This window comes from Ensifer sp. SSB1, assembly GCF_016652895.1.
Lineage (GTDB): Bacteria > Pseudomonadota > Alphaproteobacteria > Rhizobiales > Rhizobiaceae > Ensifer.
The window spans coordinates 1-19971 of record NZ_JAEPRP010000138.1; the positions used below are offsets into that span (position 1 = coordinate 1).

The 19971-nt window shown below is 60.1% G+C and carries 23 protein-coding genes and 1 pseudogene; 5 read left to right on the forward strand and 19 right to left on the reverse strand.

All coding sequences use genetic code 11. The annotated features are described in order from the left end of the window. Positions 1 to 126: 126 nt before the first annotated feature. Together I8N66_RS27215 and I8N66_RS27220 are read right to left on the reverse strand one after the other, a co-directional pair. Positions 127 to 573 (reverse strand): DUF1801 domain-containing protein, encoded by a 447-nt coding sequence (locus I8N66_RS27215; protein ID WP_291160486.1) that lies wholly within the window; start codon positions 571 to 573, stop codon positions 127 to 129. A 138-nt stretch (positions 574 to 711) separates the two neighbouring features. Then, on the reverse strand, positions 712 to 1245 hold the full coding sequence (locus I8N66_RS27220) for a DUF1801 domain-containing protein (RefSeq protein WP_291160488.1): 534 nt from the start codon (positions 1243 to 1245) through the stop codon (positions 712 to 714). A gap of 449 nt (positions 1246 to 1694) precedes the next feature. On the opposite strand from I8N66_RS27220, the gene I8N66_RS27225 reads away from it, so the two are divergent. The 4 genes from I8N66_RS27225 to I8N66_RS27240 all read left to right on the forward strand — a co-directional run bounded on the left by I8N66_RS27225 (position 1695) and on the right by I8N66_RS27240 (position 5035). Beyond that, positions 1695 to 2639, forward strand: a complete 945-nt coding sequence (locus tag I8N66_RS27225) for a tripartite tricarboxylate transporter substrate binding protein (RefSeq protein WP_291160491.1) — start codon at positions 1695 to 1697, stop codon at positions 2637 to 2639. Continuing rightward, entirely contained in the window at positions 2636 to 3127 is a 492-nt protein-coding gene (locus tag I8N66_RS27230; RefSeq protein WP_113539631.1) for a tripartite tricarboxylate transporter TctB family protein, read from the forward strand. The genes I8N66_RS27225 and I8N66_RS27230 overlap by 4 nt, the downstream gene beginning before the upstream one ends. Positions 3128 to 3141: 14 nt before the next feature. Further along, positions 3142 to 4659, forward strand: coding sequence for a tripartite tricarboxylate transporter permease (locus I8N66_RS27235; RefSeq protein ID WP_291160494.1), 1518 nt, complete (start codon positions 3142 to 3144; stop codon positions 4657 to 4659). A gap of 208 nt (positions 4660 to 4867) precedes the next feature. Beyond that, positions 4868 to 5035, forward strand: a complete 168-nt coding sequence (locus tag I8N66_RS27240) for a hypothetical protein (RefSeq protein ID WP_291160497.1) — start codon at positions 4868 to 4870, stop codon at positions 5033 to 5035. 159 nt (positions 5036 to 5194) lie between these two features. Here the strand turns inward: I8N66_RS27240 and I8N66_RS27245 are convergent. The 16 genes and pseudogenes from I8N66_RS27245 to I8N66_RS27325 all read right to left on the reverse strand — a co-directional run. Then, a pseudogene (locus tag I8N66_RS27245) lies at positions 5195 to 5473 on the reverse strand (universal stress protein); the annotation flags it as partial. Positions 5474 to 6307: 834 nt separating this feature from the next. Then, positions 6308 to 7486, reverse strand: coding sequence for a HipA domain-containing protein (locus I8N66_RS37615; RefSeq protein ID WP_365887935.1), 1179 nt, complete (start codon positions 7484 to 7486; stop codon positions 6308 to 6310). Beyond that, positions 7483 to 7929 (reverse strand): hypothetical protein, encoded by a 447-nt coding sequence (locus I8N66_RS27260; RefSeq protein WP_291160500.1) that lies wholly within the window; start codon positions 7927 to 7929, stop codon positions 7483 to 7485. Before I8N66_RS27260 ends, I8N66_RS37615 begins: the two co-directional genes overlap by 4 nt. Positions 7930 to 8384: 455 nt before the next feature. After that, entirely contained in the window at positions 8385 to 9380 is a 996-nt protein-coding gene (gene virB11, locus I8N66_RS27265; RefSeq protein WP_223729033.1) for a P-type DNA transfer ATPase VirB11, read from the reverse strand. A gap of 11 nt (positions 9381 to 9391) precedes the next feature. Then, a complete protein-coding gene (virB10, locus tag I8N66_RS27270; RefSeq protein ID WP_291160504.1) occupies positions 9392 to 10564 on the reverse strand; it encodes a type IV secretion system protein VirB10 in 1173 nt (390 codons plus the stop codon). A gap of 9 nt (positions 10565 to 10573) precedes the next feature. After that, positions 10574 to 11428 carry a P-type conjugative transfer protein VirB9 gene (gene virB9 / locus I8N66_RS27275; protein WP_291160507.1) on the reverse strand — a complete coding sequence of 285 codons (855 nt, stop codon included), beginning with the start codon at positions 11426 to 11428 and terminating at the stop codon, positions 10574 to 10576. Next, a complete protein-coding gene (locus I8N66_RS27280; RefSeq protein WP_291160510.1) occupies positions 11428 to 12099 on the reverse strand; it encodes a virB8 family protein in 672 nt (223 codons plus the stop codon). The genes virB9 and I8N66_RS27280 overlap by 1 nt, the downstream gene beginning before the upstream one ends. A 4-nt stretch (positions 12100 to 12103) precedes the next feature. After that, the gene (locus I8N66_RS27285; RefSeq protein WP_291160513.1) at positions 12104 to 12325 is read right to left on the reverse strand and encodes a hypothetical protein; all 222 of its coding nucleotides are present in this window, start codon (positions 12323 to 12325) and stop codon (positions 12104 to 12106) included. Between the two features lie 84 nt (positions 12326 to 12409). After that, positions 12410 to 13345, reverse strand: coding sequence for a type IV secretion system protein (locus tag I8N66_RS27290; RefSeq protein ID WP_291160516.1), 936 nt, complete (start codon positions 13343 to 13345; stop codon positions 12410 to 12412). A 21-nt stretch (positions 13346 to 13366) separates the two neighbouring features. Further along, positions 13367 to 13579, reverse strand: a complete 213-nt coding sequence (locus tag I8N66_RS27295; protein WP_223729039.1) for an EexN family lipoprotein — start codon at positions 13577 to 13579, stop codon at positions 13367 to 13369. Then, positions 13576 to 14274: a P-type DNA transfer protein VirB5 gene (gene virB5, locus I8N66_RS27300; protein ID WP_291160535.1), complete on the reverse strand. Its 699-nt coding sequence runs from the start codon at positions 14272 to 14274 to the stop codon at positions 13576 to 13578. Before virB5 ends, I8N66_RS27295 begins: the two co-directional genes overlap by 4 nt. After that, positions 14274 to 16655 carry a VirB4 family type IV secretion system protein gene (locus I8N66_RS27305; protein WP_291160521.1) on the reverse strand — a complete coding sequence of 794 codons (2382 nt, stop codon included), beginning with the start codon at positions 16653 to 16655 and terminating at the stop codon, positions 14274 to 14276. Before I8N66_RS27305 ends, virB5 begins: the two co-directional genes overlap by 1 nt. Continuing rightward, positions 16648 to 16989, reverse strand: a complete 342-nt coding sequence (locus I8N66_RS27310) for a type IV secretion system protein VirB3 (RefSeq protein WP_291160524.1) — start codon at positions 16987 to 16989, stop codon at positions 16648 to 16650. Before I8N66_RS27310 ends, I8N66_RS27305 begins: the two co-directional genes overlap by 8 nt. A 4-nt stretch (positions 16990 to 16993) precedes the next feature. Beyond that, complete coding sequence (locus tag I8N66_RS27315; RefSeq protein ID WP_223729042.1) at positions 16994 to 17293, reverse strand: TrbC/VirB2 family protein; 300 nt, start codon at positions 17291 to 17293, stop codon at positions 16994 to 16996. Further along, positions 17290 to 17961, reverse strand: coding sequence for a lytic transglycosylase domain-containing protein (locus tag I8N66_RS27320; RefSeq protein WP_291160566.1), 672 nt, complete (start codon positions 17959 to 17961; stop codon positions 17290 to 17292). The genes I8N66_RS27315 and I8N66_RS27320 overlap by 4 nt, the downstream gene beginning before the upstream one ends. A gap of 1 nt (position 17962) precedes the next feature. Then, positions 17963 to 18484 (reverse strand): hypothetical protein, encoded by a 522-nt coding sequence (locus I8N66_RS27325; protein ID WP_223729044.1) that lies wholly within the window; start codon positions 18482 to 18484, stop codon positions 17963 to 17965. Between the two features lie 95 nt (positions 18485 to 18579). Between I8N66_RS27325 and I8N66_RS27330 the strand changes: the two genes are divergently transcribed. Next, entirely contained in the window at positions 18580 to 18948 is a 369-nt protein-coding gene (locus I8N66_RS27330; RefSeq protein WP_223729045.1) for a MarR family transcriptional regulator, read from the forward strand. A gap of 267 nt (positions 18949 to 19215) precedes the next feature. Here the strand turns inward: I8N66_RS27330 and I8N66_RS27335 are convergent. After that, positions 19216 to 19971, reverse strand: a 756-nt coding sequence (locus I8N66_RS27335; protein WP_291160529.1) for a hypothetical protein, incomplete at its 5' end; no start/stop codon positions are given.

Here is a 19971-nt window from a genome sequence, read left to right on the forward strand (position 1 = left end):
GCCCCGGCCTGATGGTCTATCTCGATCAGGTGAAGCGTTCGCGGCTGATCGCCAAATGGAACGAGGTCCTGAGGCTCCACTGAAATCAGGGCGCGCGGCAATTCGGCGGCGCCCTAAATAGGAACTTCAGCTCGTGCGGGACCGACCGCCACGTGCAGCTTGCGCCGAAAGGTTCAGCTGAATTGCCGCTTGAATGAGCACCTTGAAGGCGTCTTCGTCGATCTCCCCACCCTCGCTTATATCGATCGCCCGCCGGGTGTTGCCATCGAGGCTCGAGTTGAAGAGACCGGCGGGATCTTCGAGTGACGCGCCCTTGGCGAAGGTCATCTTCACCACGGTCTTGTAGGTCTCGCCAGTGCAGATGATCCCAGCATGCTCCCAAACAGGGACACCCCTCCACTTCCATTCCTCGACAACCTCGGGATCGGCTTCCTTGATGAGCCGCCTCACCCGTGCAAGCATCTCTCCCCGCCAGTCGCCCAGTTCCGCTATTCTGGCGTCGATCCGCTCGGAGGCGGTGGCTTCTCCCGCAACCGCATCATTTTTCGTCATCGTTTCCGTCGCCTTTTTCATCCGATCATCTCCAGTGCGGTACCACACGCTACGCGCCATACCATCCCTTGTTCCTAAGGGCTGATTTTTGTGCACGGCTCGCCGCAATACCAATGACTTTTTCCGTTCACATGCATTTTCCGTTCATGCGTTTTCCGTTCACATGCGTTCGCCTGGCAGTTGGCTTGCTTGCTGCACCCAATCCCTGAATTGGGCCTCGTCGATTTCATCCTTTTCGTGGATATGAAAATAGCGCGCCTTCGCCGTCTTGGATTCGACAGGCGGCAACGGTTTCAAAGAGGCGCCATTGAAGAATGCGACCTTGATGTATTTCGCAAAGCAGTGCACGCCAAGGAACCATTCGCCGTCCTCCATGCCGTAGAGCGGCGAATTCCACTTCACGGCCTTCTGCGCTTTGGGAACCGCGCTCATTATGAGCGCGTCGAGATGGCGTCCAACGGCACTCTTCCAGCCCGGCATGGCAGCGATGTAGGCCTGCGCAGGCGCGTCGCCGTAACCCTTGGCGATCTGAGGATTGCCGCCTGAGAGCAGCTTGGGCTGATCCGCGGCTGCCCGTCCCTTATCCTTTCCCCCATCTGTCTCTTTGATGGACGCGCTCGTTCGCGCGGCGTCCCTCTCTGCGGGTTTCTTCGATTTCGCCTTGGCGATTTCGGCGTTGGCTGTCCCGGTCATTGCTCCATCCTTTCGAACAGGTCTTCGGGGTGGTCGGGCGCGACACTACCACAGCTTGCTGTCCTCCCGATATCGCTGCCAGCATACGTGGAATGGATCCTGAAGCACGGGCTTTCGATTCGTCGCTTCGTCCACTGCCACAATCACTTCGAAGCCGATCATCCAGGCGGACAGAGATACGCTATCCGCTTGTTGGCACGGCCAAGAGCCTAAGATTTCGTAAACGCCAGCCCGCGAAAAGCGCATTCGGGGCTTGATGTCAGCTAAATGTCAGCTTTCTATGGTGCCTTAGGGTCACTGGCACCCGTGGAGGCGGGTCGCCGGTTGCGGACTGGGAGGAAGCCACCAACTTGGTCAAGCGACAAGGGTCGAAAGAACCCGTCGCCGTCTCCCCGCTCGCACACAGCAACGACGTGCGCGGTGAAAACGCGCCTCACGGAGGACTGACCTTGAAACACTTTTTCCTCGCAACGATTCTTGCCGGCGCCATGTCGCTGCCGGCTGTTGCCGCTGACTACACCATCATCGCACCGGCAAACCCGGGCGGCGGCTGGGACCAGACGGCTCGCTCGCTCCAGACGGTCATGCAGCAGGAAGGCATTTCCGGCAACGTTCAGGTTCAGAACGTGCCGGGCGCCGGCGGCACCATCGGTCTTGCCCAGTTTGCAAGCCAGCAGAAGGGCAACCCGAACGCCCTGATCGTCGGTGGCTACGTCATGGTCGGCGCGATCCTGACCAACAAGTCCCCGGTCACGCTCAAGGACGTCACGCCGATTGCACGCCTCACCGGCGAGTACGAAGCGATCGTCGTTCCAGCTGCTTCGGAGATCAAGTCGATGGCTGACCTTGTCGCAGCCCTGAAGAAGGACCCGGGTGCGGTGTCCTGGGCTGGCGGCTCGGCTGGTGGTACCGACCACATCGCCGTTGGCCTGATTGCCAAGGCTGCGGGCGTCGACCCGACCAAGATCAACTACATCGCTTACTCGGGCGGCGGCGAGGCTCTTGCAGCCATTCTCGGCAGCCAGGTCACGGCCGGTATTTCAGGCTATGGCGAGTTTGAATCGCAAGTTAAGGCCGGCACCCTTCGCCTGCTCGCCGTATCGAGCGCCGAGCGCCTTTCGGGCGTTGAAGCCCCGACGCTGAAGGAATCCGGCCTCGACGTCGTCGTCGAGAACTGGCGCATGGTCGCTGCCGCTCCCGGCCTGTCCGACGAGCAGAAGGCTGCCGTATCGGCTGACATCGAAAAGCTCGCGAAGTCCGCCGGTTGGCAGGAAGTCCTGAAGACCAAAGGTTGGCAGGACACCTACCTCGCCGGTGACGCGTTCAACGCCCAGCTCGACAAGGACGTTGCAGCCACCGAAGGTGTTCTCAAGGACATTGGACTGGTGAAATGACCAAGGGGCATCACCCTTCAACCGCAACGCGTCGCCCGGATCGGGCGGCGCTCTTCATCGCGGTCGCTCTCGCCGCAATCGCGGGGCTCATTTTCTGGGATGTATCGCGTTTGGCCGGCGCTGCCGGCTATTCCCAGGTCGGACCGACGACGGTTCCCTATGCGATCGCATTCTGTCTTCTCGGCCTCGCGATCTGGACCGCGGTCGAAGCGTTTCGCGGTGATTTTCCGGAACGCGAACACCAGGAAGTTGCTCCGGTCATCTGGATCGTCGGCGGCCTTGCTGCCCAGATGCTCCTGCTGAACGTCGCGGGCTTCTCGATCGCCACCGGCATTCTGTTCGCGTTGACCGCACGTGGCTTTGGCAAGCGCAAGCTCTGGTTCTCAATCCCGGTCGGCATCGCGATCTGCTATGTCGTTTGGGTGATCTTCGCCAAGCTCCTGCAACTGTCGCTGCCCGCGGGGCCGCTTGAACGCCTGTTCTTCTAAGAGGGCCGACGACCATGGCTACTTTTGATTTCCTGATGCAGGGATTGCTGGTTGCTGCGCAGCCGATGAACCTGCTCTACGCACTGATCGGCGTCACGCTCGGAACCGCCGTCGGCGTTCTGCCCGGCATCGGCCCGGCCTTGACCGTGGCTCTGCTCTTGCCCGTCACCTATCGTCTCGATCCCGGCGGCTCGCTCATCATGTTCGCCGGCATCTATTATGGCGGCATGTATGGCGGCTCGACCACCTCGATCCTCCTGAACACGCCCGGTGAAAGCGCGTCGATCGTGACTGCGCTCGAGGGCAACAAGATGGCACGTGCCGGACGCGGCGGGCCGGCGCTGGCGACAGCCGCAATCGGCTCCTTCGTCGCCGGCCTCATCGCCACGCTCGGCCTCGCCTTCATCGCGCCCTACATCGTCAAACTGGCTCTGGTCTTTGGTCCGCGCGAATACTTCGCGCTGATGGTGCTGGCCTTCGTCACCGTCTCATCGGCTTTCGGCGATTCCACGCTTCGCGGCCTAACGTCGTTGTTTGTCGGCCTGGCCCTTTCCGTCATCGGCATCGACCAGTTGACCGGCCAGGCACGTCTTTCCTTCGGCGTTCCGGAACTGCTTGACGGCATCGAAGTCACGACCCTTGCCGTTGCCATGTTCGCCATCGGCGAAACGCTCTTCATTGCCGCCCAGGGCGACAAGGGTCCTGATAAGGTCGAGGCCGTGCGTGGCTCGGTCTGGATGAATGCAACGGACTGGGCACGCTCCTGGAAACCCTGGCTGCGCGGCACTTTCATCGGCTTTCCGATCGGCGCCATGCCGGCTGGCGGCGCCGAGATCGGCACCTTCCTGTCCTATGCAGCAGAAAAGCGCCTGACGAAGCATCCCGAAGAGTTCGGCAATGGTGCAATCGAGGGTGTTGCGGGTCCAGAGGCCGCCAATAACGCGTCTGCCGCCGGCACGCTCGTTCCGCTCTTGACCCTCGGCCTGCCGACAACAGCAACGGCAGCCATCATGCTGGCCGGCTTCCAGCAATACGGCCTGCAGCCAGGCCCCCTGCTGTTTGCCACCAATCCCCAACTGGTCTGGGGTCTGATCGCCAGCTTGCTCATTGCCAACTTCATGCTGCTGGTCCTGAACCTGCCGCTGATCGGTCTCTGGGTGAAGCTGCTGACGATCCCGAAGCCGTGGCTCTATGCCGGCATCCTATTGTTCGCGACACTCGGCACCATCGGCGCCAACCCGTCGGTTTACGAACTCGGTATGCTGCTCGCTTTCGGCCTGCTCGGCTTCGCCATGCGCATCTTCGGCTACCCGATTGCCCCCGTCGTTGTCGGCCTGATCCTCGGCCCGCTGGCCGAGCAGCAGCTCCGCCGGGCACTCGCCATCAGCCAGGGGGACTTCAGCGTGCTGTTCACCTCCCCGATTGCCGCTGTGCTCCTGGCTATTGCCGCTGCAGCGTTGATCATACCGCTGATCCTCAGGGCCCGCGGTCGCGGCGAGGTGCTGTCGCAGCTGGCGGCCAACGAAGACTAAGCCATCAAGACAACGCAACTCCGGAAGAACCCTTTTCGGAGTTGTCGCAATAGCGCCTCCTCCCAAGGCCAATCCGCAGGCCCGGTCGGTTTGACATCGAGCGGGCCTGCTTGCTTTGCATGGCAGGCGTGTCCAATTGTGCATTGCAAAAAGACTGCCCAGATCCCATCTTTTGCTCATAAGAGAGAAAACGAAAGCGAGCAAGAAGATGTCAACTACAACTTATCACAAGGGTTTCATCGGCCGTGCGTTCGCAGTACTCGGCGCTGCCAGCGCTGCCGCCGCCGCTGTTGAAGGTCACCGCCGCCCGAAGGCAAGCGACCTGCGCACCCTCGGCATCGACCCGGCGAGCTTCCCGGACACGCGCCGCGGCTAATGATCTTCAACGCGCCTAAGGCGCGCCATAAGCCACGGCTCGGGATCGGGAGATCGCCGGGCCGCAGCCATGTTGCAAAAGTGTGTCCCTTCCTCAGTCCGTTGAATGCTTTCAACGCACTAACGGCGCACGCATAACGACACGTAGAGCGACGTCGCGTCATTTCTTCGAGCGATAGATCAACACCGGTATCGTCGAATGAGCCAGCACCTTGGCGGCTACGCTGCCCAGCATCAGGCTTCCGACGCCACTACGACCATGCGATGCCATGATGATGAGATCAGCATCTTTTAGTGTCGCTTGGTCGATAATTGCCCGATAGACTTCGTTGCTGCTGACCTGCGCGGTCTGGCACGCGACGCCTGCCGCCTCTGCCTTGTGCGCCAAAGCCATAAGCATTTCCGTTGCATGCTTGCGGGCGAGTGCTTCGTATTCCTCGCGCGTCCCGACAGTTGGTCGGGTTCGACCGAAAACAGATGGAAGGGCTCGGTAACGGCAAAAATAGTGACTCTTGCGCCGCTATCCTTAGCAAACCGCGTCGACCGCGATTGTTGCCAGGGGTGAACCATCGGTGGGTATAAGAATGTTGCGAAACATGGGATCCTCCTCTTCCAGGTTCCGGAGAGAGCCTAGCGCCGGCAGAGGCTTGTTCCTTGATCCCGATCAAGGTTCCGGGCTTCAGTGACAAAGTGAGGAGTTCGCCTGACGGATACCTTGCCATCACCAGGATAAAGAGGTCCGCGATCGCGAGATCGCCAAGGTCTTGGCCTTGGTGAGCTCGCTTAGCGAGATTTGACGAAAGGGAAGAAATCTCGCAGTCGCCGGCGCAGGATGTGGGACCAGGGCACCTCGGCATCGATCGCCTCGTAGCCGGCTTGCGTCAGCGAGGATTCGACATCGCCGCCATCTACTTCTCTGCGGGAAATATATTGCATGTTGAGGGCGCGAAAGACCGCCGCATGCAGTTCCTACGGCCAATAGATTTCGTCTGCCGGCACCCGATAGGCACCAGCCTTGTAAAGCTCCTCAAGCACATTCCTTAAATCACTGGCCAGCATTGAATGTTTATCGGGCGCGGCGCGCGGTTTGGCAATGCGCGCAACACCCAACGGATAGGTCGAGGTCTCCAACGCACGGTCGCGCCGTTAGGCCCCCTCGATCATCGCCCTACCCTTTGTGGGGCCAAGAACGCAGCGCCAGTGGCGGCTCTTACCGATCAAGGTCAGCTGGTGAATTTCGAGTGAGAAACGCGGGCTCATGTAGCCCCCGCGGCTACATCCTTGGCGCCGGCCCTTTCAGGCCACCGCTTTCGGACGCGCCCCGCGGAACAAAGCCCACGGAAAAGCCGAACAGACTACCGATCCTCTGGAGTGTTTCGACGGTTGGATTGGCTTTCCCCGTTTCGATCTCCGCGACCTGCCGCTTGGTAACCCCAGTGAGCGTTGCGAATTGCTCTTGTGTCAGTCCGAGCGATTTACGGATCTCAACCACCCCGTCCGGGAAGCGAAGCTCCCCGGACGCAGCCTTTTCACGCAGGCGGGCGCGGAGCACACTGATCTCCTCCTTCGTCGGTTTCTTCCACCTTGGCATGTCCGGCTCCCCATACCCTCGGCGTGGTCGTTCACCCGCGCGCGCCGATAACGCTCTTGGCAATGGCGGCCGCGTTTGCATCGCCCGGTCGACGACTTCCTGCGGAATCCCGAATTCGTAGATACGATTGACCACGCCGATCAATCGCTCGCAAAAATCGGAAATCTCATCCAGCAGTCTCTCAGCGATCTCAAGGCTTTCGGGAAATACGGCTCGGCACACCTCGGCCCAGTCTGGCGCCGTGTCGCGGTGCGTGTCCCGCATGGCTGCCCAACGTGTCGATCTCGAGATCCCCTCCACAGCGAGCCGCATCGGAGCGAAGTCGTATAGCGGGGCGATCGACACGCCGCCCAGCGGCCCTTTCGAGATCGCGGTGTTCCGACCGTGATTATCCGGATTTCCGAATGCCTGATTGGCAATGTCGCGCTTCACGTATTCGGCGAAGTCACCGTATAGATCGGACGAATATTTCCGGAGGACATCGATATAGTCCTCATGGTTCGCCAGGCGTCCGTACGCCGCGACGCCGATTGCAGATACCATGCTCTCTTGACCGTATCGAACCGTCGCTCCATCCGTGATCTTGCGGTCGAACCGGGGGATCATGAGAACGCCCTCTGTGTATGTCGACGGCTCATGAACTTTGAGGCCGAGTTCACGGGCGATGACAGAGTATCCGGCCTCTGCTTCGAGGATCAACCGGTCACGCTCTTCACGGCTCCTGAGGAGCTTCACGATGACATGACGGACTGCCTCCTCGTCTTGAACGAACGCGTCAGCGTAGTAGAGGCCATCGTTAGCCATCGTCAGCGCAACCTTGGGCCATTCCCCTTGAAGTCCGCTCGAACCCGACGCGATCATTCCGAACCGATCCACGACTTCGATAAACCGTTCGGTCCTGCCGAGGATATCGTCTTCCGTGCTCCTGCTCGCTGTACCGCAGCCAAGCGCTCCCGCTCGGCGACAACGGCTTCGCGGACGCGGATGTTTCCGATCGGATGGCCGGCCGCACGCATCAGCAACGGAACGTCCGATGCGCGATCGTCAACACCCAGCCGCATGTGCTCCGCCAGTTTCCGGCGCGCGTGGCCCTGGGGCATTAAGTCCAGTAGAAACGGCGGCCAGGTCGGGAGGTACCGGTTCTCCAAATCGACCGGATATCGGACGGGAAGCGCGCGGCCGTCATGGACCTCTCCGTAGGCGTTGCGGTCTGCCGCGGCGAATGCAATGAAGTAGTCAAGGTCGCACTCGACGACAGAAGGACCGAGATGGCCCCTTTCTTCTTCGAGCAGTGATGCGCGCACTCGGCCGCCAATCTCCCTGCCAGAACGTCTCGATCGTCAAATCCACTTGATGGACCCCTTTGCTGTGGGCTTGATAGCACTTTGTCGCTTTATGCAACCATCAAAGGGGTTTTTAATGATCTGATTGATCCACCCTTCTTGTTTTCGGGAATACGCCTCGCTCCATTCGGCATCTCAATCGTCGTGAACCGGTGGAAATGTTGTCAGACTATCTGGGGGCGAGGTACGCCTTCACAACAAGACAGCGGCACCGGAGAGGCAACTACTTTTCAGGTGCAGAAGGGTTCGCTTCCAGCGAATATCCGATCGATCTCACCGTGCGAATGATGTCTGGCCCATGGCGATTCAACGCCCGCCTTTCATTCGAACTCGACACCATTGTGGAGACCTTCGAGGCGTTACTGCGCATTGCACAGATTGACGTCGCGCCACCCCCAAGCTCCCGTGGCATCGGGTCATCCGTTAGGCGTGATGTAGATTTCGGTTGCGCGAAACCGACCATCCTTTCGGTTGCATTGGACGATGACGTCGATCGATACCCTCAGCAAGCTGTCGATGTCTTTACGATCCAGATTACGTCCGCCTTCGGATTCCTTCACAAGAAGCGTCAACTGTTGCAAGGCGAGCTTGGCCGAATCGGCATGAACGGTGGTGATCGATCCCGGATGACCGGAATTGACGTTGCGGATGTAGTAGAATGCCGTGCCATCGCGCAGTTCCTGCAGCAGAATTCGGTCCGGCCGCATCCGGAGACAGGATTCTAGTAGGTCCTTTGGGCCTGCACCCGAGAGTCCTTGAGCACCCTTCGAATAGAAAAGGCGTACGTGGTTGGGCTGCGGAATAGCCAGTTCGGGAGTGTCCTCGATCGAAATGATCCGCTCATGATTTGGAATATGCTTGATCAATGCTTTCGACAGTGTCGTCTTGGCTGATCCGGTTGCACCGGAGATGATGATGTTCTTTCGAGCGATGACGGCTTCGCGCAGAAACTCCTTGAAGCGGCCGGCACGGTATAGCGCCAGTAAATCCTGGTCCTGCGTCGCGGTGCCGTCGCTGGCCGCTCGCGTCTCGGAGAAAAAGTCTCTCTCCTCCAGGTCGTCGAGCGTGAACGTTACCGAGGATGGCTTTCGGATGGTGATGCTGACGGTGTTCCTGGTGGTCGCGGGCGGAATGACGATCTGGATTCGTTCGTCCCCCGGCAGGGTTGCCGACAGGATCGGTCGCGTTTCATCGATGGATTGATGGGAGAAACTCGCCACGGCCCGGGCAAGGCGCAGCAACTTTTCGAAGGATAGCGCCGGCAGATCATGGGTCCGCCAACCACTGGCGCCTTCTGTCAGCACCTGCCCGGGCCGATTGACGATCACTTCGTAGAGCGACTTGTCATTCAGGAACGGCGCGAACGGAGACAGCAGCTCACGAACGACCGCTGCGTCAGGGCCTTCGATCATCACCCCCTGCCCTACTTCGTCACGAGAGTCGACTGCGGGCTGAAATCCCTCAGCGCCGCCCGGTCGAGGACCTTGTTCCGCGGTTCGGTCACGCGCAGCCTATAGACACCGGAGAAATCGAGATCACGCGCCACGAAGATCGAGACGAGTTCGCCCTGGTGTTTGTTGAGCGTCGGAGGAATGTTGATTGATTGCTCGACAGCGATTGCGGCCGCCTGCTGGCCGGCGCTTGTCGTGTTCTCAGCGTCGAGGTCACTGTCTTGCAACCGGCTGCTGGCATAGCGCGCGGCGTCGCCGACGATGGAAAGGAGAAGCGCACTTCCAAACCGCTCCCACCAATGCGTGTCGACATAGCCGTCCACGCCCGCCCGGCCGAGCGCATCGGTCGCCGGCGAGGCCAAGGTGACGATGACGCCGTTCGGGGTTTTCGCGCGGTTCCAGAGCACGAAAAGGCGCTTCTGCCCACGCTGAAGGCCGCCACGATACTCGCCGAGAACTTGAGTGCCTTTTTCCATAAGCACGACGCGGCCGTTGTCCGAGAGGACATCACGGGCGATCACGCAGCTCGTGAAGCCGGGCTGATCAGATGCTAGTGCAGTTTCCAGAATGCACGGTATTGAGGTCCCCATCGTAACAATGAAGTTCCGATTGCCGAGGGTGCCGGCGCGCGAGCCCTCAAGCCCGGTCGGCCGTAGCAGCTCGTTGAACCGCTGCTCGTCGGCGTTGGCCGAGTTCTGGCCCATCATGCTTCCATCGAGCGGCACGAAATTGCTGTCCCCGGACATGGGCGGATCCGCAGTGTCGCGATGCGACGTCGTGTTCTTCTGCCCGCCGCTGAAGGCCATGACGGGTGCCCGACGCGCCGAGTCGAGCAGCGGATCTTCCTCCTTCCCCTCCTCGGGCGCGACTGGGGTCGGCAGCTTCACTTCCGGTACTTGCTGGACCGGCTGCACCTTTTCCTTGGCCGGCTCGAAGTTCGTCGTCTGCCGGATGACAACCCGCTCCGGTCTCGTTGTGTCCGCCGGCGTCTTCTCGCCACTTATCGACCACAGGGCGAACACGACAAAGGCAACAACGGCAATCGCCACCGCGCCGCGCTTCAAGCCGGGATTGTTGTCGATCCTCCTGCCGGGAACCGTTTCGGCGCGCTCCCCCGGTATCCGGCTTTCATCTTCCTGAACCATGACAGTCTCCTATTGCACCGCACCGGCTTCAGTCCGAACGACCCGCTCGACCGACGGCGAGGTCGTGTTGGTGTCCGGGTTGATACCGACGCGGTCATAGGCCTCGTTGAAGACGCAGAGTACGTCCCGTCCCCTCCGCAGGATGAACTTCCTGCTAATCGCGTGGATTAGGACGAGGTTGCCGTCGATGGATTTGGGCACCAGGCTCTCGCTTCCATCCGAGTTTTCGACGTAGATGGCGGGCATTTCCTGATTGCCGATAAAGGCGAAGGTCGTGATCTTGCCGTTGTCATAGACCGATTGCGGTTCCAGTGCCTGGGAGCCTTGCGCCGAGTAGCGCCAGTTTCGCGGGCCATAGGCCTCATGCATCGCTAACACGCTGTCAGTCTCCTTGGCCTGCGCGGCTCGCGCTCGTGCCGCGGCCGCCTGGCGCCGCCGTTCGACTTCATCTGCCGGATAGCGATACTTGACGTAGAAGTAGGTATTCTCGCCCACTTCCACCTTCCCATCCCGCACTGTCAGTTCCATCTGGTAACTTCGGTTCGATCCGTCACGCCGCGTGGTTACGACAGAGATATTGGTGACCGGCTGATTTTCCCGCGGCTTGAGAAACAGGATGTTGCCCGCCGGCGCGACCTCCCAGGCCACACTATTGCCAAGCGCGACATGCGCTATTTCCTCGTCGGCCGCGAACTCCACCTGCACCGAAGAACGCAATGAACCGATGATGCGAGTGATGTTATAGGGCTGGTAGTCGACAAAGCGAACACGGCTGTCCTGCGACGCCCCGCGAGGGATTTCTAGGGCATGCGCCGAAGAAGCCGAACCAGCGAGAAGAAGTGCGAAGATGATTACGGTCCTCATCAGTTGATCGCCTCCGGATCGGCCCGGTATTCGCTGACGGCGAAACCGAGCGGGTTTATAAGCCGGTCGGTCGATGACATCGGCGCGTTCACATAAGAGAAAGTGACCGTTGCGACCCAATGCGTCGTCCGGACCTCCTCCCCGCGGGTGATGGTGCGCATGTAGCGGACGGATACGACATGCGGATTGATCAGTGAGATCGAGGCGATGTTGATGCGCGAAGTGGCGCCGCGACCATAGGTGTTCTGCGGCGACTCCGGATTGCTACCGCGATAGAGCGCCGAGAACCGTGCTTGCTCCGGCGGGGTCGACAGCAAGGCTGCGGTGCGGAAATTCTCCTCCGCCTCGCTCCAGACGTAACCCTCCCGCGCGCGGACGTATTTCGCGGCGAAGTACTTGGTCACGGCCTCGTCATAGGTGCCGGCCGTCGATGTCAGCGCCGAGATGACGTCGACGATGCCAGTCGAATTGTCGACCCGCACCACAAATGGCTCGACCGTTTTCAACGGCGTGAGGCCGGCGACGGCGAAGATTGATGCGCCAGAAAGGACGCCGGCCACGATGGCGATGGACCAGGCGATGCGCGCCGAGCGCTCGACCTGGATCATGCGTTCCTGGTCAAAACGTCGCGCCTTGTCGAAGTATGACCTGAGTTCATCCTGCGAAAGCATGGCGTCATCCTTCGCAAGGACGATAGGAAGCGCTGGAGCCGTATTGGGCAAAGGCCGGCGGCTCCTTCCCTTCGTTGGCATAGGCAGCCACCAAACGTGACGAGATTACATGCTGCGCATCGGCGGCGTGTTCCTGCTTGATACCCTTATTGTCCTCCCATTGCCATATCGTGCGATTGAGCGGCCGGCGCGAATAGCCGTCGCATTTCGGAAGCGAATAGTTCATGGATGCGCATGCGCTTAAGATCACGGCCATGCACAAGAGCGGAAGAGTTCTATTCATTGGAAAGTCGCCTATCTGCAAATATCATCATGATCCGGCACTCTTCGACCTGAACGTCCGCCCGACCGCGCGAATACCGCGGCCGGCGGCACCGAAACTATGCGAAGCCGCCCAGGCGAGCGTGCTCTCATGCGCGTCGCGGGCCGCGCCGTAGCCGTAGGTCAACGACGCGCCGCCGGCGGCAAGCGCCGACGCGATGTTGGGAAGCTGGTAGAAGACATAGAGGGCGGCGAGGCAGATCGCGCAGAGCGCCGTTGGACGCATCAGTACGTCGCTATATCCTTGAATTGCCGTGAAGGTCGCGTCTATGCAGGTGATCAGCAGTGAACCGACGGCGACGACTAGGACCTGGAGGATCACGAAGCTTGCAAGCTGTCCCAGCCAGGCCTCGGTGAAGCGCCGCGTCGCCTGGAACATGGCGAGTGCTACGAAGATCGGCCCAATCGCGAGCACGATGGCGAGTGCCAGCCGGGCATAAAGCGAGACGATATAGCCGATCGCCGCAACAATGAAGCTTGCGCCAATGGCCATTATGCCCCCAATGCCGGTCACGATATCGACCGGCCAGGAGCCGCGGGCCCAGATCTCCTTAGCAGACGCGTGGCCCTTGTCGAGCAAGTTGTCGAAGGTCGACGCACTTGGGGCTGCTCCCGTGTTCAGCGCCTGCGATATCTCCCGTGGCAACACGTCGAAGAAGATGTTTGCGACATAGGTTTGGTACTCGCTCCCGTTTTTCACCAGCACGACGATGATGGCGAGCTTGATCGCTCGATAGGCGAAGTCAAGGATAGGCTCTTGGACCGAACCGCGGAGCACGAGGTAACCATAGAGCACAACATAGAGCGTAATCGCTGCAGTCAGAGGGCCCGAGATCCACTCGGAGACGTTTGCGGTCCCGTCGGAAATAAAGGTCTCCAGCGGTGACTTGAACTGCTCGTCGACGAAGGCGAACACCTGATACATGCCTCAACCTCCAAGTGCCCTTCACATCCGTTTAAGACGGGCCTTGAAGTCTGCGGCCGCTGCGTTTTGGCAATTCGGCGTATTGCCTAATTCACCAGGGTTGTTGCGGCACGTCGCGATGATTTCGGATAGCAGAGACTCATCTGCAAGGAGTTCATCGACGGTGTAGGTTCGCTCGGCTTGCTCGGAGCAGCTGACCAATAGGGCAGCGAAAAGAACGACATACCTCTTCATTGCAGTGCCGCCCCCATTGCGTCCAAGCGTCGGCGCCAATCTTCCGCCTTGCGCTGCTCGTCAAGCTGGGCCTGGGCCTGCTGCACCATCCGCAGGGCCTCCATGCGCAGTATATCAGTCTGGAGGAAGGCCGTTTCAGCCTGAAGTCGCGCCTGAAGGTCGGCAATGTCCTTGGCGTCACCCGCCGTCGAAATCTTCTCTCGCAGTTGGTCAATGCCCCCAACGCGCTTAGCCGCTGCGTCGTAGATATGCTGCGCTAGGCTCATCTGCCCGGCATTCTTGTTCTGGATGCGCGAAAGTTCCTGCGCGTAAAAGTCATCTGCGTTGGTCCGATAGGCCGAATTCCCGTCAAGGAATTTTGAGGCCGTATCACCGAACACGCCCGTGCCATTGCCCTTGAATAGCACCTCGATGGCGTCAAAATCCTGAGGCAGTGCCTTTCGGACGGCAGGATCGTTCAAGACGGCGGCAACGTCCGCCATGTCGGTGATCTTGTTGAGCGAGCCGTAGAGGTTCTGCGCCTGCTCGATCTGCTGGTTGAGCGCATCGAGCTGGGCTTTCAGTTGCGCAATGCTCTCAAGGTGCTTGGCGATCGCGGTTCGGTCGATCACCGGGATTCCTTGTCCGGCTGCCGTGCCGGCGGAAAGGATGAGCGCGGCGGCTATCGCCGCGCCGTGAATTCGATTGAATGTCATTAGCTCATACTCCTTCTTTGCTGAAAAATCGGAAGCCAATCCGCAAGCCGGTCGCCAACTTCCGCGCGGATGGCATCGGCGAGTTCGACATTCGCGGTACGGCCGGAGAGGATGGCGAGCTCATCGTCGAAACCGGCGAGGTTCAGTTCGGCGACGACGCTGTTATGCCCTTGCTTCAATATGAATCGGCGGCTCTCAACGGAGAGCTCGCGTGCGATGAGTTCGAATTCTCGCTCGGTGAGTTTGAAGCCGTCGACATAGTCGGCGTGGTTGCCGCGAGCATTCGGGAGGAAGATCTGCGTCGGGCATTGCTCGATGATCGTGTGTGCGATCGGTGATACGATCGCATCGCGAGGACTTTGGGTAGCAAAAAGCATGAGGCCGTTCTGCTTACGGATCGTCTTGAGCTTGTTCTGGGCAAGGTCGCGAAACCCTTCGTCCTGAAGTGCTTTCCAGAACTCATCGATGACGATGATGATGCGCCTGCCATCGATCAGTTGCTCGACTCGATGGAAGAGATAGGCCATCAGGGGCGTGCGGATTTCTTCGTTATCGAGGAAGTCGGTCATGTCATAGCCGACGAACTTGCCGCTGGCGCCGAAATCGTCGATGCCAATGTGATCAACGATGTTATCGAAGACCCAACCAAGCGGACCTCCTCTTTCCCAACGACGCAACCGAGCCGCGATCCCTTCCGGATCAGTGTTGTTCAAGAAGGTCCTCAGCGCGCCAATTGTGCGACGCTCGACCGGCAAGTCGGCAAGGCCATCAATTGCGGAGGCGATGTCGCGGAGTTCGGTCACAGTAATTTCCCGTATCGCCGAGCCGACAAGCCTGCCGACCCAGCGCGTGAGGAACACCTTGTTCTCCGGCGTCAGTTCAAGTGCCTTCAGGGGAGCGCAGCCGGTCGGGACACCATTCTTGAGCGACAGATAGGTGCCGCCGGCGGCGCGCACGTAGAGATCGGCTCCCCTGTCCTTGTCGAAGAACACCACATGAGGGTCATGCTTCTCCAGCTGCGACAGCATGAAGTTCAAAAGCACGGTTTTGCCGGTACCGGACGGTCCGCAGACGAAGGTGTTGCCGAGGTCGCCATAATGAAAATTGAAGTAGTACGGTGACCGCGACGCCGTCTTGAGAAGGGCGACGGCGGGTCCCCATTCATTGCTGTCCTTCTGACCGATCGGGTAGGAGTGAAATGGCGCGAGCGCCGCGAAGTTGCGGGACGTGATCGCGCCAGACCGGGCGCGATAGCGAAAGTTGCCTGGCAACTGCGCCCACCAGGCAGCCTGAAGGCCGAGATCCTCACGCGCAAGAACTGCGCCACCACTGGTCAGACTGGCGCGTGCCTTGGCGAGATTGTCGGTCAGTTCCTTCACCGACCGAGCAAAGACGGCAAGCGTCAGGTGGTGTTCGCCAAGTACGAACCGATTGGACTCCAGAGCGTCCATCGCTTCGTCGAGCTCCTCGATCTGCGAGAACGCCTTGTCGCCGCTGCTGACCATCTGGTTCTGCTTGCGGCCCATGATGACGCGGGCGTCCGCCTTCGACACGAAGGAGAAGGATTGCGCCAGAACAACTTCGAAAGGACTGGTGAGCACGCTGTCCAGCATGCCGGTCCGGGTGCGGGCCGGATATTCCTTGAAACTCAGCATGCCGGCAAAGCGACTTTCGGCCTCGTGGCGAATCTCGATCGTCTCGCGACCGAAGATGACCCGGTCGGAGTAGACGACCGAGGCGATGCGCCCCTCCGTCAGTGGAACCGGCTCTCGCCGGCCGCCGACGAGCTGGTGCAGCACCTCGCTCGGCTCCGAGAAGATCAGGCCCTCATGCTCGTAGAGCGATAGGACGCGGGGATCGAAGCGTTTCAACGCCGCCGTGACGTCGCAGACCTTGTCTCGAAGCTGCTTGAGTGCCTCCTCATCCAGTTCGACACCCGCCCGATGGGACCGCCGCAGGCGCGACAAGAGCGCGGCTGCCTTGTCGGCCGGGTCGCGTGCCGGAGACCAATGGATCGTAAGATAGAGATCGTTGCGGAACAGATCCTCGCCCACCATGCGCTCGCGGTATTTGTCGTTCAGCGCGGTAGAGAAGGCGGTCGCGAAAGTGCCCACGGGATAGTCGCCATCCCGGCGGCGAATAAGATGGGTCCACAAGGCGAGCCGCTCGTCTGCGATGTTCCGATAGAGCGTGTTGAGGTCGCGATGGAGAGCATTCAGGTCGAGGGCGTCCGCCGTCTCGAAGGATACCCCCTCTAGCGCGATCATCACCATCAGTGCCCGGGAATCGAGCGCGATTGTCGACTCGTCGACGTGGCGGACGTAGGGGATGAAGGTCTCAGGACCGAGTTCACGAGATCTGAGTGTGGCGAGGTTAGGCAAGTCCGAGGTCCCTTTCGTCGTATTTGCGGGCGAGCTTTAGCGGTGCAAGCGTCGCTCCGCCCCAATAGCCGCTGTTGCGGGACCGGCCGCGTGTCTCCACCCAGGCCAGCAAGATGCGGAACATGTTGTGGTCGTGTTTGACGAGTGCGCTGAACAGCAGATGGAAGACGACGCCGACGAGCGCATAGGCGACCGAGCCTGTGACGATGTGGAGAGTGGTCGTCAGCATAATATTCATGCCCATGGCTTCCATCGTCACGCCAGCGATCATCGCCGGCCGAGTGCAGGCGATGAACAGCGTGTCTTCCTCAAGGATTGGCCGCGAACTCGCCATGGGGTCAGCTTCCGACGATGGTGTTCACGAGTTCGGTAGCGCCGAAGATGCCGCCGATGCCGATGATCCAGAACCCTGCGCGCCTCAGATCCATGTAGCCGAACATCCAGGCAATGCAGATCACAATCACCGCGATGACGGCGAGCAATTTGGCGATGTTGCCGGTCAGCATGTCGACGATGTTTTGCAGCACCGTCTCGATGCCGGCGGCCTGTGCGAAGGCGGGCTCGACCATGGTTGCCACAATGACCGCTGCCATGACAGCGGATGCGGCGTTCGGTCGGATACGGGAACTGATGGTCATTCACTTTGCTCCATTTGGCTGTTCTGAAACACGAGGACGGAGGACCTCCGTCTCGCACTGAAAACATCCCAAGGCGGCACCGACACCGTTTGATCAGCTTGGGCCTCGTCCTTGCGGGCATCGACGATCGCCTGGACAAGAGGCGCTTCATTCCGCCCCCTCTCCTGCCCGCCATCTCCGATCATGAGAGTCGTGATGGTTCTGGCGAGCCGGCTTCTTTCGCGTCGGACCTGCTCGTCGTACTTGACCATTGTGCCGATGGAGGGATCGCCTCGTCCGTAGTAGGACTGCAGCATCACCTGTTCGGCCCGGGTCGGGTCCGCCCCGGCTCTCACCGCCAGCCGGAAATATCCGTCCAGCAGCGTCGCCGTGGCGCGAACGTTGAGGCATGGGTCGAAGGCGTCTGAAATCGAGAGCTTCAGCGTCCGGAGTTCTTCCATGCCGATGCCGCCGAGACCGAGCTGGATGTCCTGCCGACCGGCTACCAATGACGTGGCGATTTCGATCGCCTCCACCTTGGTAGTGGGCTGCTCCGAGAGCGGTGCGCCGCTGTTGACCCGGATGGCGAAGGGTTCGAGCCGGCTTTCAAGGGTGACAATGGCGGCGAGTGTCTCGGCTGCAACCATGGGCGCGCACGTTTGCGCCAGTTCGAGGAAGGCAACAGGCATGTCAGTACCACACTCGTTGCTTGCCAACACCGTCAATGGTCACGTCGATGTAATGGGGTTGCGGTCGGACGTTCGGTCGCGTCGTCACATAGCGTTGGCACCGCGTCCGGCCGTCTCTCTGCCGCCACGCTGCCGACGAGGTGACCCGACCATCGTTGGAATAGCATTCAGCGTTCGAGACAGGCTGGGGCGTGGTCGAGACACAGTTCGCTTCGAGCCCGCGATCTCCATACCGCGTTGCCAGGCGATAACCGTCATTGCAGTAATAGGGGTCAAATCGGGGACGCGAGGCCTGGAACCCAATGCCGCTGCAGGTGGGAAACGAGCGCCCTTTTGCAAGCGCGCGCCAGAGCTTGTGGATTGGGGGCCGGCACTCCGCATATTGCGTCGGACCGTTCGGATTGGATAGGCACAGGATAACTTGGCAACCCCATTCAGCCGCTCGCGCTTTACTGTCGAAAACAAGACAGAATGGCGCTAGACTGGCTGCAGCGACCAATGCCCGTGTAAGAGACATATTCATGACCACCACCCTTCACTGACCCGATAGAGGGCAATCCTAACAAGCGGCGCAATTTCGCGACGCGTTTTACAATCATATATATGACAGTTTAAAAAATGACAAGCGCACTCAATGCTCATTGGCAGAGCCAGCTGTTTTCGGCCTACGCTTTGCAAGAAGTTTTCGACAAACCGGTTGAGGGAGAAACGCCGCAATCGCGTTTGAAGCAGGTCGGGATGATGACGGTGCTCTATATGATGCATCAAAACCACGAGAAGCTAACGCTTTCAAATATATGCCAAATTACCGGGCTGACACGCAATGCGGTGGCCGAGTCGATTGATCCTCTCATTGAGCGAGGCATATTGACCGAAACGATTGTGAAGAACTCGATGGGACGAGGAACTGCGAGGCAGTTTGAGTTCTGCCCGGACGTTTTCGATCGCCTAAGATTAAGCCCGGAGCAGCGAAAACCTGAAACGTAGTGGATTTTTTGCGACACTAACAACGGCAGCGGCGTGGGGATAGTCGGGGCAAGCCTTGGTCTCTGACCACTCGAAGGGCGTGGCAAGCATCGTCAATTCGCGTATGCACCGGACTTCTTCGAGAAGCTTCGTGGCACCCAAGAGGGCGTAGTTTGGCCCCTAGACTTCAAATCGCCCTGCCAGATTTGCTTTTCGCGGTCGCTGGACGAAAGCCTGCACCGCGATATTCACTTACTGAAGCAGATTGCCAAAGGGGGGATGCACTCTTCACCTGGCCGTACGCCGCAGCGCTTCCAGTAGCGGTCGCAGTTTGTGCTTGCGCCGGTGCTGCTCGACGAGCCCATCAAGGTGCGCAAGCCACTCGTCGGACCGTCCGCAAACCTTATGGGCGCGCGCGGCAATGCCGAGCCACTGCGCGGCCCTCTCGTAGCGACTTGATCTTCCTTCAGACATGATCGGATCGGCCATGCGGCATGCAAGGACAATCGCCCAATCGGGGTGACCCACCAATGCCCTTTCAGCAAGCCGAGCCAGCGTCTGGTCACGCGAACTGAAGAAACGGGTTTCATCCAGGTTAATGCCAGCAACGGCCTCGGCGACCAAGTCCTCGTCGAGCAGGATTTCGATCCGCTCATGGGCGTAAGGTGCCGCCATCAGCGCCGCGAGCAGCATCTCGCGCAATTTCGGCCAGTCCAACGGAGTGGCAAGTTTCTCGGCCATGCGGAAATCGTCACGTGCAAGGCTCTCTTCGAAGGCTACGCGCGCTGCCCTGAGCATCATATCCCGGTTGCCCGCCTCATGCGCCGCCTGGCGCAGCCAACGTGCCAGCAATGCCCTGCCCGTCCTGTGACGCCAATTTTCTTCACCTTCGCCGAGCCCCTCTCGCGACAGGCCCCATGCACCGAGGTCGATCGCCGTTTCGAAGTGGCCGACAGCAGCGACGGCTTCGGCAAGCCGCAAGAAGTCACCATGCGATTTCAGCCGCACATGGGCTAGCGCGACCGCCTCGTCGACACGCCCCGT